The organism is Nostoc sp. C052 (assembly GCF_013393905.1).
In the GTDB taxonomy this organism is placed as follows: Bacteria; Cyanobacteriota; Cyanobacteriia; order Cyanobacteriales; family Nostocaceae; genus Nostoc.
The window spans coordinates 720,790-734,023 of record NZ_CP040272.1; the positions used below are offsets into that span (position 1 = coordinate 720,790).

Annotated in this window: 8 protein-coding genes; 5 read left to right on the forward strand and 3 right to left on the reverse strand. The window is 40.4% G+C overall.

What is annotated here, in order from left to right; translation table 11 throughout:
- Window positions 1–443: 443 nt before the first annotated feature.
- The 4 genes from FD723_RS02945 to FD723_RS02960 all read left to right on the forward strand — a co-directional run bounded on the left by FD723_RS02945 (window position 444) and on the right by FD723_RS02960 (window position 4,797).
- Window positions 444–995, forward strand: a complete 552-nt coding sequence (locus FD723_RS02945; RefSeq protein WP_179064024.1) for a heme NO-binding domain-containing protein — start codon at window positions 444–446, stop codon at window positions 993–995.
- 7 nt (window positions 996–1,002) lie between these two features.
- Window positions 1,003–2,451: a sensor histidine kinase gene (locus FD723_RS02950; RefSeq protein ID WP_179064025.1), complete on the forward strand. Its 1,449-nt coding sequence runs from the start codon at window positions 1,003–1,005 to the stop codon at window positions 2,449–2,451.
- A 240-nt stretch (window positions 2,452–2,691) separates the two neighbouring features.
- On the forward strand, window positions 2,692–3,894 hold the full coding sequence (locus tag FD723_RS02955; protein ID WP_179064026.1) for an FtsW/RodA/SpoVE family cell cycle protein: 1,203 nt from the start codon (window positions 2,692–2,694) through the stop codon (window positions 3,892–3,894).
- Window positions 3,895–3,951: 57 nt separating this feature from the next.
- Complete coding sequence (locus FD723_RS02960; RefSeq protein ID WP_179064027.1) at window positions 3,952–4,797, forward strand: class I SAM-dependent methyltransferase; 846 nt, start codon at window positions 3,952–3,954, stop codon at window positions 4,795–4,797.
- Here FD723_RS02960 and FD723_RS02965 read toward each other — a convergent pair.
- The 3 genes from FD723_RS02965 to FD723_RS02975 all read right to left on the reverse strand — a co-directional run bounded on the left by FD723_RS02965 (window position 4,772) and on the right by FD723_RS02975 (window position 11,631).
- A complete protein-coding gene (locus FD723_RS02965) occupies window positions 4,772–7,078 on the reverse strand; it encodes a hypothetical protein (RefSeq protein WP_179064028.1) in 2,307 nt (768 codons plus the stop codon). The two genes, FD723_RS02960 and FD723_RS02965, sit on opposite strands and share 26 nt — an antisense overlap.
- A gap of 12 nt (window positions 7,079–7,090) precedes the next feature.
- The gene (locus FD723_RS02970; protein WP_179064029.1) at window positions 7,091–9,325 is read right to left on the reverse strand and encodes a hypothetical protein; all 2,235 of its coding nucleotides are present in this window, start codon (window positions 9,323–9,325) and stop codon (window positions 7,091–7,093) included.
- A 263-nt stretch (window positions 9,326–9,588) separates the two neighbouring features.
- Window positions 9,589–11,631: an outer membrane protein assembly factor gene (locus tag FD723_RS02975; RefSeq protein WP_179064030.1), complete on the reverse strand. Its 2,043-nt coding sequence runs from the start codon at window positions 11,629–11,631 to the stop codon at window positions 9,589–9,591.
- Window positions 11,632–11,873: 242 nt separating this feature from the next.
- Here FD723_RS02975 and FD723_RS02980 point away from each other — a divergent pair, with 242 nt between their 5' ends.
- The gene (locus FD723_RS02980) at window positions 11,874–13,223 is read left to right on the forward strand and encodes a lipid-A-disaccharide synthase-related protein (protein WP_179064031.1); all 1,350 of its coding nucleotides are present in this window, start codon (window positions 11,874–11,876) and stop codon (window positions 13,221–13,223) included.
- The last annotated feature ends 11 nt before the right edge of the window (window positions 13,224–13,234 follow it).

A 13,234-nucleotide genomic window follows, 5' to 3' on the forward strand; every position in this document is an offset into this window, starting at 1 on the left:
TACTACAAAACCTCAAAGCCATCTAGTAGTCTGTCCCATTAATTTTGTGGGGCTACTAGATCCCCGACTTCTGCGAAGTCGGGGATCTGAACATCACTAACCTCTCAAAACTTTTGGGACAGACTACTAGGTAAAAGTAATAAGTGAAAATACGGTTGTAATAATGAGCATTTGTAGCATTAGAATACAAACAGTTTTCCCTATTTTTTCGGTTTTTAAAGCTGTATAAAACCATTTCAAGGTTTGATTACAGAAAATTTTGTCATTTACAGCAGTTTTTCATGTATTTGAACCACATCTGTCGTAGGGGCAATTCATGAATTGCCCCTACTGTGTGGTCTATTTAGCTGAAAATAGCTGTAAATTAAGCCTTTTAAGAAATTAGTTGTCGAGTCTTGGGCAAATTCACAAAGCAAAATTAGGTGCAGCAAGAGGAGGCTTCAATGTACGGTTTAGTAAACAAGGCGATTCAAGACATGGTATGCAGTCGCTTTGGCGAAGAAACTTGGAAAAAAATCAAGCACAAAGCAGAGGTAGATGTAGATGTTTTCCTCAGTATGGAAGGCTATCCCGATGACATCACCCACAAGCTGGTAAAAGCTGCTAGTGTCATTTTGGATTTATCTGCCAATGAGATTATGCAAGCCTTTGGGGAATTCTGGGTTCAGTACACAGCCCAAGAAGGCTATGGCGAAATGATGGATATGAGTGGAGATGAACTACCTGAGTTTTTAGAAAACCTTGATAATCTTCATGCTCGTGTGGGTGTTAGTTTTCCTAAACTCCAACCCCCATCATTTGAATGTACTGATATGGAAGAAAATTCTCTGAGCTTACATTATCGCTCTGATAGAGAAGGGCTAGCGCCAATGATTCTTGGATTAGTCAAGGGATTGGGAAGCAGGTTTGATACAGAGGTTCATGTTACCCAAACCCAAAGTCGAGATGAGGGTGCTGAACATGATGAATTTTTAGTGATTTATAAACCAAATTGAGTGCAGCATGGCTCCTCCTCACCTTACACTTTCGCCAGAGTTGCTGGCGAAAGCTTTTCCCTTCCACTTTGCCTTTAGCCGTAATCGGGAAATTGTACAAGCTGGTGATGTCTTCGGGCGTATTTGTCCTGAACCATTGGTTGGTAAATTGATTGAGCAGCATTTCCAAATCAATCGTCCAAAAATTTTGGTCGATTTTGATGTTATCAGTAAGCAGTCTCGTGCCCTGTTTATATTAGAGTTTCTCCACAATGGAATGCATCTCAAGGGGCAGATGATGTATCAACCAGAGGAGGATGTGATATTTTTTTTAGGTTCTCCCTGGATTACAGATACAACTAGCCTGGCTCCTCTGGGTATTAAACTCAAAGACTTTGCAATTCACGATCCTATTGTTGATTTTCTGTTTCTGCTACAAGCTCAGAATACTGCTTTGGCTGATGCTAAAAAGTTAACAGGTGAACTGAAACAGCAAAGGGCACAACTACGGAGTGCGCTACAAATCAAGGAGAATTTAGCAGAAATTGCTGAGGCTCAGTCTAAAAAATTGGAAAAATCCCTCCGAGAGCTACAACAAACTCAAGCCCAATTAGTCCAAGCTGAGAAAATGTCTAGTTTGGGGCAGTTAGTTGCAGGAGTTGCTCACGAAATTAACAATCCTGTTAATTTTATTTACGGGAATTTAACATATGCAAAGGATTATACACAGTGTTTACTAAAACTTGTGTATCTTTACCAGCAATTTTATGCCAATCCTGTGTCAGAAATTAAAGAATACATTAAGGAAATTGAGTTAGATTTTTTACTAGATGATTTGCCAAAAATCCTAAATTCAATGCAAGTAGGAGCCGAACGGATCTCTGAAATTGTCTTGTCCCTGCGGAATTTCTCTCGTCTTGATGAAGCGGAGAAGAAAAGAGTTGATATTCACCAGGGGCTAGATAGCACTTTGCTGATTTTACAGAGTCGCTTTAAGAATAGTGTTGATCATCCTGGAATTAAAGTAGTTAAAAATTATGGGGATTTGCCTTTAGTAGATTGCTACGCTGGTCAACTCAATCAAGTATTTATGAATATTATTAGTAATGCAATCGATGCGCTCGATAACTATGATAGTAAACGCGCGATCGCAGAAATCCATGCTAATCCTAATACTATTACAATTACTACGGAAATCATTGAAACAAACTGTGTGATCCGAATTGCCGATAATGGTTCAGGAATAACAGAAGCAGTTAAGGAACGACTGTTTGATCCATTTTTTACAACTAAGCCTGTAGGTAAGGGTACAGGATTAGGTTTATCCATTAGCTATCAGATTGTAGTTGAAAAACATGGGGGAACACTCAGATGTGTATCGGAACCTGGGCAAGGAACTGAGTTCTGGATTGAAATTCCCTTATCTATGGATAAACAATTAGTCAATTACGTGAAATCATTAAGTTTAATTAAATAAATACTTTAAGTCAATTTTTGAGCGATCGCTCTTAACTATAACAATCCTGATTTTAAGTATAAAATATTACTTTTAAATTGCGGAGTAGCGATCGCAATTTGTCCTAAATATTGAACTAGCGGTGTATTGAAGTTGACAACTCTCAGATTTATGGTTGTAAAGCCTACTTATGAGTTATAAGTTATGATTTATGAGTTTTATTTCTAACTCCTAAATTCTAACTTTTTACCTGTACCGATCGTGAATCTACGCCGCCTGATTCCAATTTTTGATAGTTCAGTCTCCAACTGGGCCTTAGAAGCGCGGTTGTTGCGCTGGTTAACGTTGATTTGGCTGTTCGTCGGCTTGATCATGCTATTTTCAGCATCCTATCCCGTCGCTGACGCCCGTCAGAATGATGGGTTGTACTACTTTAAGCGTCAACTGCTTTGGGTTTTCGTTTCCTTAATCGGATTCAATATTATTGTTAATTCGCCGTTGCAGAAAATTTTGGGACTATCCCATTGGTTTTTGTTGCTGTTTTTGGGGTTAATTTTTGTCACACTAATCCCAGGATTGGGAAAAAAAGCTTTTGATGCAGCGCGTTGGATTGCGATCGGGCCAATTCCGATTCAACCTTCAGAATTAATTAAACCCTTTTTGGTGCTGCAAAGTGCGCGGCTTTTTGGTCAGTGGGAACGAATCAGTTGGCGGGTTCGCTTGTCGTGGTTAGGTGTTTTCGGTCTGGTACTTTTAGGAATTCTTGCCCAGCCTAACTTGAGTACAACGGCACTTTGCGGTATGACTATTTGGCTAATTGCTCTCGCAGCTGGCTTACCTTACAAATATCTGGGAGGAACAGCAGTTGGTGGAGTGATGTTAGCAGTCCTCAGTATTAGTATTAAAGAGTATCAGCGTAAGCGGGTGATGTCATTCCTGAATCCTTGGGCGGATGCTACAGGAGATGGATACCAGTTGGTGCAAAGTTTACTAGCTGTGGGTTCTGGTAAAACTTGGGGAGCTGGATATGGGCTTTCTCAACAAAAGCTGTTTTATTTACCAATTCAAGATACTGATTTTATTTTTGCGGTGTTCGCTGAAGAGTTTGGCTTTGTTGGCAGTATGGTGCTGTTGGTACTTTTAGCTACATTTGCCACTCTTGGATTAATTGTGGCGCTGAAGGCTAAAAATATAGTACATAGATTAGTTGCGATCGGTGTGACGATTTTAATGGTAGGACAATCATTGCTCCACATCGGTGTTGCTACAGGTTCTCTACCAACTACTGGTTTACCTTTGCCTATGTTTAGTTATGGTGGTAATTCTATGATTGCCAGCTTAATAGCTGCTGGGTTGCTGATTCGGGTAGCACGGGAGAGTAGTGAAGCTGAGGTAGTACCGTTGCGAAAACCTCAGCTTGAAAATGGGCGCAGACGCCGAGCTTTTCATAAAACCAGGAATTAAGTTAGCAAAAGCGACGATAGACAAAGTTTGATGCTCTTTGCAGGAATTGAATAGATTATGGAAGACTTAAAACAAGCAATAATCAGCTACTCTAGCACAGACCTCGAACAGCGCAAAAATTGGTATTCTCCAGCAGCAGAAGCTTACAATAAAGCAAGACCACGATATCCTCAGGATTTGATTCACCAAGTTGTGGAACTTGCTCAACTCTCCACTGACTCAAAAATTCTGGAAGTGGGATGTGGCCCTGGAACTGCAACATTAGGCATCGCTCAATTGGGTTGCTCTATAATCTGCTTAGAACCCAATCCAGATTTTTTCCAGTTAGCTCAACAGAATTGTCAACCGTATTCTAATGTAGAGATACAGAACACCTCCTTTGAAGAGTGGGAACTCAAGCCAGTGGAATTTGATGCTGTTTTAGCAGCGAGTTCTTTTCATTGGATATCACCAGAAGTTGGATATCTAAAAGCAGCAAATGCTCTAAAAGAGAATGGCTATCTGATTTTATTGTGGAATAAGGAACTTCAACCTAGCGACGAAGTTTACCAAAGTTTATCGCAAATCTATCAAGTACATGCTCCATCTCTGGATCGATATGAAGACCAAAAGACTCAAGAATATATCTTGAGACAATTAGGAAATATGGCTATTGATTCGGGACAATTCAAAGACTTGATATCTGGACAAGTTATATCAGAAGTAACCTACACTGTTGATGAATATTTAACGCTTTTGAACACTTACTCACCATATATAAAATTAGATCCACACAACAAAGAGTCTTTATTTTTGGGATTAAGGCGTTGCATAGAAAATGATTTTGGAGGCAGTCTTCAACTTTCATATATCTCTGCTTTTCACATTGCTCAAAAAGTTACCTTTGAGGTAAGGGAGTCTTAAATGGGTTATTACTAGGTGGCAGAATAGGTGGAATTGGGTTAATGCTAGGTACAGGAGTCGGCTCTACTTTTTTGATTACTGTGATTGCAAATCCTCGTTGCTGGGGTTGTTGCTTACCAGATATATCATTGACTAGCAGTCCAATTTGGGGGGGGAAGGCTTGATTGACTGGAAGCTTCATAGAGCCAACGGCTGGAACATCATTGCCGTATGGTAGAAGTTTAACCTGAATATTTTCTCCCTCTACTCTCCAACTCAAGGTAGCAGATTCGCCTTCGTTGAGAACCAGATTTGGTTGCTCGCTACCGTTGATTCTAAAAGAGACAATTTTAAATGGTTTGGGTAATATTTCAATTTTTGATTCAGTCTTTTTAAAACTAGTTTTTTGGCTTCCATTGTTAGGAAAAGCTTTGATTTCAAACGCATATTTACCAGCTTTATATGCTGGTAGAGGAATATTTATACATCGCAGTTGTTGATTTTGTTGTGTACATAGTTTTTGGAGTTTCGGATCGGCAAGATTACCTTGATTAAATTTATAAATAATTGGCTCACTATATAATGTACCATCATCTGCACTGCCAGCAATTTGAATTTTTCCTAATAATAATGGACGGGCAATTGTCCAACTTAAAAGAATATTTTGACCTTTTGTATATAGTGGCTTATCCGTTTGGAAACTAAGTACTTCCGCAATTTGTTTTTCAGCTATTTCTATTTGGGTTGTTTGGCTGGCTACTTGATTCTTGGGAGAAAATAATTGGATACCATTACGATAAAATGCTTGTAACTCAAAAGTGTAATTTCCTTTTGTTTTCACTCCAGTTTTAACGTTGCTACAAATTAGCTGTTGTTTATCTTGCACTTGACAAGGAGGTATTTCATTAGTATTTCCCTTACCCAGTGTTTCAGGAATGCCATTACTAAAGTCAAAAGTAATAGGCTGAATCGGTTGCGAACCCTTGGCTGTGAGAACTAACTTTTGTAACTGTTGATAATTGTGAATGTCCCACTTCAAAGATACTTCATCGCCTTCAGTAATTTGAGAGTCATTTGCACTAAAATTTTCTAATCTTAAAGGATCGGGGTTTAAAATTCGCCAAATGATGAATCCTATCCCTCCTAGTAAGCCTAAAACTACCAAAAGTAACAAAATAAATTGCCACAAAGGACGTGGTTTCCATACCAAAGTTCCTTGAGGTAATGTGTTAGGTAGGGGTAAACTTTGTTGGTCTTTGATGTCGAGTTGAAAGTTTACCACTAAACCTGCACCAAACCACGGTCGTCGCCACCAAGGTCTGGGTTTGACCGTCAAATTAGCTACGGCACTTCTATTAGGTAATAATCTGATTTCAGTAGGTTCAAATTTATAAGTATATAGTTCTTCTTCATCTCGACTTTTTAAGTTTAATATCAGTTCGCGGATAATATTGCCCCGATTAGCTAGTGATAATTCGTATTTGCCAAGACTACGGCTAACTTGTCCTAAGATGGTATGAAGTTCTATATTTAGGTGATAATTTATCGGAATTTGAATGTATACCAAATCCAGTAGCACTAAGTCTGGAGAGTTTTCCGAATATAAGCGGATTGTTGGAGAATAACTTCCCGCCAGAGTATCTCCAGGTGGGTGAAATTTCAAGAATATTTGACCTTGAGTACCAGGGTTTAGTTCTATTGCAGTCACGTCAGACACTAACCCTAGCCCCTCAAATCCAGTTGCAGGATAATTAATTGTGAACCAGTCATCATCTAAATCTGGGCAACTCAAGCGGAACCTATCTACAAGATAAGAGCGATTGTCAACTATTACTTCCACTTGCAGAGGTTCACTAGGATTGAAAATTAATGGTTTGTTGGGGTTGGTATTAGGTCTAAGGGAAAATGTCGGGTCATTTACCCGAATTGCTGTCTGTTCTTTTAGCAGAACCTTTATTTGGTTCGGGAAGGTTATGGGAGTATCTTGGGGATAATGTAGAGGTGAATCTACGACTAGTGTATAGTCATAGGTTCCGGGGAGAGCATTTGCAGCAATTTCAAACTCAAATTTTACTTCGTCGCTATTTTGCCCTGGAGCTAATGCTAAACTTTCTCTAGGAGAGGTAGACCAGCCAGTTAAATTTTGAAATACTTCGTCAAAAACAAAATATAAGTCAATAACCGCACTCTGATCTCCCTGATTGATTACAACAATATAGAGTTCAATAGTATCTCCTGGCATCCCAAATTGAATTCCAGGTGGGTTGATAATAACTTGTAGTGGATTGAATTTTGCTTGCATATATCGACTTCCTTATTTGATGCGATGTAGTTTGACCTGAAAATCTTCACCACCACTCACAATCATGGTTCCTTGATTAGTTTTCAAGTCGATACTATTGATTTTTTTAGAGCTTTGGTAAATTGTTTTACCTTCTGCTGCTTTTGTTTTGTCGAGTTTATGTTCGGAGGTTAAGTACCAAACTACAACTCGTCCATCATCGCCACCACTTACTAAGAGACTACCATCGTCACTAAATGCAAGAGTCCGCACAGATGTTTTTGATGCTGACCAACGGTCTAGTGGTGAACAATTAAGTTCATTTATTTTTTCGAGGGGATTCGGATTTTTGATAGTTTGACATTGATTTAAATCCCAAATCGTAATGAAGCCCGCAGAATCAGATGTTGCGAGGATTTTTCTGGTTGAGTTAGGAACAAAAGCTAATCCCCAAATATAGTCTTCACGCCCAACTAATGGGTCTAGTTTTTCTAGATTTTGTACTAATAAACTCGGAGATTGTTTATCAGATTGATTTGGATTCCACTGCCACAAGATGAAACGTTTGAAGTTTCCAGCAATTACGAGAGTTTTTGCATCTGGGCTGAGATTTAATGCCCGGACTTGGAAACCTGATAGTTTCAATGTACTTTGTACGTCAATGACTTGCGGTTCTGGGAGAAAATCACTGTTAGGCGCGGATCTTGACCATAGTCTCACTTTACCACTGCCATAACCACTAAATAAGTTAAGTGAGTTTGAGGTGAAAGCTAAATCAAAAACGCGATCGCCTTTTGCTTTAGGATCTTTAAGGTCTTGAAGTTGGCTAATCTTTGCACCTGATGGGACATCTCTGAGTTCAATGACGCCATTATCTAAACCAACAGCCGCACGATTATTTTGTAATGGCATGAAGCGTAAGACTTCCACGGCGTCATCAGTAATCGCCATCAAACCTTTGGGTTGTTGCGTTTGATCGCAAGCAACAGGCTGCCCAGTGTATTTTACTGTATCATCAGGGTCTAAGCTATCAGTACCGATTCTCCAAAGTCTTAAGGTGCAATCATCTGAACCACTGACCACAGATAAACCAATGCCACTAAAACGCACTGAGTTTACAGAACGGGTATGCATTACATTTCTGGGTTGAAAGATTAATGCTACGAGTGCGGCTAAAAGTGCGATCGCAGCCAATTGTAACCATAAAGGTATAATTGGCAGAGTCTCCACCTCTAATGTCTGGGTGGCTGGATCTGTACTCCCTAAACGTTGGTCGGATAATTCCGATTTGGCCTCCAGTAACAAAGTTTTACCGATTCCTACCCAAGGACGTTTTGTTTTAACATCAAGGATGACTTTACTTGTCTCTCCTAGATGGAGATTGGCAATTTCGGGAAGCTTTTTAAAACTACATTTTCGCCAGTCTCTACCCTGCACCTGGACATTAATTTGCTGATTGAGGTTGCTAGCATTTTTAAATAGTAATTCAAAGGAAGCTGTATGAGATTTCCAGTCGGGCAACCATGCCGATTTACTAGGAATTTTCAGGTGTTTTTCTGTGGTGGTAAAGTCTATAAAACCCACTGGTAAAACTTCAACATTACCTTCAGCATTAGTTGGATAACCATTATTGCTAACAGCTTCAATGGTAAAGGGGTAATTTTGACTGGGTGCTTGGACTACAGAAGGAGGTTGGCATTGGAATGTAGCTTCTGCTAAACCACCCGGATCTAAGAATAATCGGCGTTCTGCACTACCAGCTAGCCAAGATGAATCAATGCCTGTAAAACGTAATACGACATCAGTCGGTTGTTGCCCCAAGTTCCGCACCCGTACTGGTATATCTACAGAATTGCGAGGATAAACTTGGAACTCTCGCACAGGCAATTCTACACTTAAATGTGTTGGTCTATTGTCTCGCTCAATTTTCAGGCGTAGCACAAGTCTGCACTGTTGTGCTAATTGCGGTGAAAAAATATTTACCATCAGGTTGACAGTACCAACAAATCCCGGAATGGGTGTATTGAATACAAAAACTTGGAAGATGGTACTACTACCGGGTGGCTTGGCTGCTGCTACCTCTGGTTCGAGTCGATACCAGCGATAGCCTGTGTTCCGGGTTTCTCCGGCTGCGGTAATTTCGATCTGAAAATTGACAAAACGATCGCTATCATTATTGACAGCTACCTCAAATGATACAGGGGTATCACCTGGACGAAAGGTGAGATTTTGGGTAGAAAGGCTGGCATTTATAACACTTTTTTCCATACTATTACTTATAATATTTTTTGATATTTTGTCTGATTAGCACTATAAAAAATTAATGTCTACGAAAATGTGACAATAATTTTTTTGTTGGATTATTGAAATGTATATATTATTAAATATTGTGTAATAAATTGGTCAATTTATAATATTCATTTTCAGAAGCGATCGCTAATGTAGAGACGTAGCAGTGCTACGTCTCTACAAGGGTTATGGATAATGCATAAATTTTTGGATATAACCTATCAGCAACGCTTGAACTCAAATTAAAATCGCTGACCGATACCCAAATGTACTTTGCTTTCTCCCTGGTCATTAATGCCATAGTCAGCCCGAATTAAGCCTAGTGGTGAATTTAATCGCACTCCTGCGCCATAACCAAAACCATAACCTGGTTTATCTCTTACACCCGCAGGATCTCCTAATACAGTATCACCTGAGCCTAAGTCTGAGGCGAAGTCGGCAAACAATACACCGCCTACGATTGGTAAGACGGGAAAACGATATTCTGCCGAAGCTAATACATAACTACGCCCACTCCCAACTTCTCCAGAATCGTAACCGCGCACTGAGTTGGAACCACCCAAATTAAAGCTTTCGTAGGGTGGTAAATTACCAATGACAGTACCAGCTTGCAGATTCACTGCAAATACTTGTGGCTGTTTGCTATTAAATAACTGCACTGGCAAATACTGGCTGTAATTGGCTTTGAGGCGATTGAGGGAAATATTACCTTCGCCGATGGGTATAGATTGTTCTGTACTCAGACTCAGAACGGAACCTTGAGTTGGATTGAGGGGATTATCTCGTTTGTCTTTGGTGGCGGTGAAGGATACGGTTGTTAGGTCGTCAATACCAGTGCCACTCGCAGAGAGGGGATTGCCTTGAACATCAGTTGGGGTAATATTACCTTGGCGATCGCGAATACTAGTTCGGGTATAGTTTAATCCTAATGAGGTATTCCAGTCTTCAATTGGTCGTTGCAAGCTAACACCACCGCCAATTTGACCTTCTCGCACTTTATCGCCGTTGGCTAGCTTAATCTTGTCATCAAAGGTTTCCGAAAGTTCTTGACTACGAAAACCATTTACAGTGTATCCCAAGCGATCGGGGTTAGTTGTCCGATAGGGACTGGTAAATTTGGTATTAAACTGTAAGTCTCGGCTACTTACACCAACATTCACACCTAAAGTATCATTAACACCGCCGACATTCTGATCTTGATAGCTGATTGTACCTACTAAACCTTGATCGGCATTGTAACTACCACCTAAGTTAACACCACGCGCTCCAGTTTCTTTGAGTTGGTAGACTAAATCAAGTTTTGTCGCATCTCCTTCTAAGGCGACATTCACGCTCTCAAATAAACCAGTACGATATAGCTGTTGTATATCTTGCTTGACGATATTTTCTTGAAAGATTTGACCAGGTTTCAGCTTGAGTTGCTGTTGTAGGAAATCTGGTTTGGTGCGTCCGCCGACGGGATTACCCTTACTATCAACGGTTTTACCCTCATCGTTGACAAAGCGAAATTTGATATCACCCACCAAACCTTCAGCGATATTTACAGTGAGAATTCCTTGAGGATTGGGTTTAATTGATAGTACCCGCGCCAAGTTATAACCATTATCGGCGTACCACTTGTTAATTTGTGCTACTGATTGTTGCAGTCCCGCCGGACTGATGGTGGTTCCAATCTGAGATTGCAAACGTTGTAGGGCGACTTGATAAGTAAGTACTTTAGCACCAGATAATTGCAGCGATCGCACAATCACTGGTTGCACTTGGTAAACTACATTCAAGCCAGCAGGCGTGCTAAAGCTATTCACACTGACATTGCTAAATAAACCTGTATCTAAAATTGCTGCGACATCTTTTTGTAGCTGGCTTTGGCTGGTTTCCCCACCAGCCTGGGTTTTAATGACTTTGCGAATGATATCCTGTAATTCTTGATTGGCTCCCACTACCTGTACATCTGTAGCTCTGACTACTAAATTGCTTTCAGTAGCGGGGGATGAGGAGATGAGGGGGAGTTTTACTAGTGAATTACCCTGTAAGACTACAGAGGAATTTTTGCTTGCACCCGTTTGCACGATGACGGGATTTTGAGAAAATTGTTGTGCAACTATAGTTTCTGGGGAAGCAATTGTCTCTACTCGTGCGGGAGTGTCTTCAATTATCGGCACTACCAAGCTACCAGTTTTTGCAGTTGGGGTAACGGTTTTAGCAGGTGCAGCCGTTGCTTGCTGGGTAACATTGGCAGCAGCTAAAGTAGCTAAAGTAAAAAGTGCAGTAGCAGAAACTCGCATAATATTTAACCTAATTAACTGGGAGTTATACTAATTTTGGATTTTAGATTTTAGATTTTTGATTAAAAGTATTGACCAAAAGGCTGTTCGAGGAATTTCAAACAATTACATTCCTATCCAAAATTGGTATTAGTTGTAGGGAAGTAAAGAAATAGGGATAATACTAACTTCCAGCTGCTTCGTCGATTTCCCTATTTATACCTCTTACCTAAACAGACAGTTAATTTTGATATTTTGTTTCTATGAGTAATGTATCTCGGTCATCTCTAGCTTCTAACTCCCCTCCTTTGCGATTACTTGTATTAAGTAACGGTCATGGGGAAGATATAATTGCAGTTCGGATTTTGCAAGAACTCCAACGACAATCAAACCCACCAGAGATATTTGCTTTACCTCTGGTGGGTGAAGGACGTGCTTATGAACAGTTGGATATCCCCTTTATCGGTTCAGTCCTTAATATGCCTTCTGGTGGCTTTATCTATATGGATGGCCGCCAATTAGCGCAGGATGTACGCGGTGGTTTATTGCAACTGACCCTCAGCCAAATTAAAGCAGTCCGCCGTTGGGTAAGTTCTCAAAAAAAATTAGGTAATAAAAGAGCAATTTTAGCTGTGGGAGATATTGTCCCCCTGTTGTTTGCAACTTTCAGTGGCGCTAATTATGCTTTTGTCGGTACGGCGAAATCTGAATATTACGTGCGGGATGAAGCTGGATTATTGCCACGGAAATCTAAAAATGCGCGTTGGGAAAACTTTTCCGGTTCAGTTTATCATCCTTGGGAACGTTGGTTAATGAGTCGTCGACGTTGTAAGGCGGTTTTTCCTAGAGATGGACTGACAACGGAAACATTAAAACAATGGCCAATTCCAGCTTTCAGTTTGGGTAATCCTATGATGGATGGTCTAGAACCAACGTTTTCACGCCAACAATTTTATAGTCAGGATGTCCAACAGCGAGAGATAGTTCGACCTTTTGTAGTAACTCTTCTTCCTGGTTCTCGCCCGCCAGAGGCATATACCAACTGGGAAACGATTATGATTGCCGTATCTGCATTGATGGCAAGTTTCCAAGAGAGAGATTCGATCTTCTATACTTCTAAAACAGTGGTATTTTTAGGTGCGATCGCTCCTGGTTTAGACTCTAATATTTTATCCCAAAGTGTGCAATCTCAAGGCTGGCGCGCTGAATCAGTATGTCCTATCCAAATCTCCGATTCAAATGCCTTGACATTTAAACAACGGAATGCATATTTAGTGGTGACACAACAAGCCTATAATGATTGCTTGCATTTGGGAGATATAGCGATCGCAATGGCAGGTACAGCCACAGAACAGTTTATCGGTTTAGGGAAACCTGCGATCGCAATTCCCGGTAATGGGCCGCAATATAACCCTGCCTTTGCTGAAGCTCAAAGTCGTCTTCTCGGCTCATCTTTGATTTTAATTGATCAGCCAGCAGAAATTGCCAAGGTCGTACAGTCTCTCTTCAAAGATCCTGATATTTTGCAAATTATTGCCGAAAATGGCGGGCGACGCATGGGTAAACCAGGAGCCGCACTACGCATTGCAGAATGTTTACAGGAACGATTTTGAATGCGAATTGG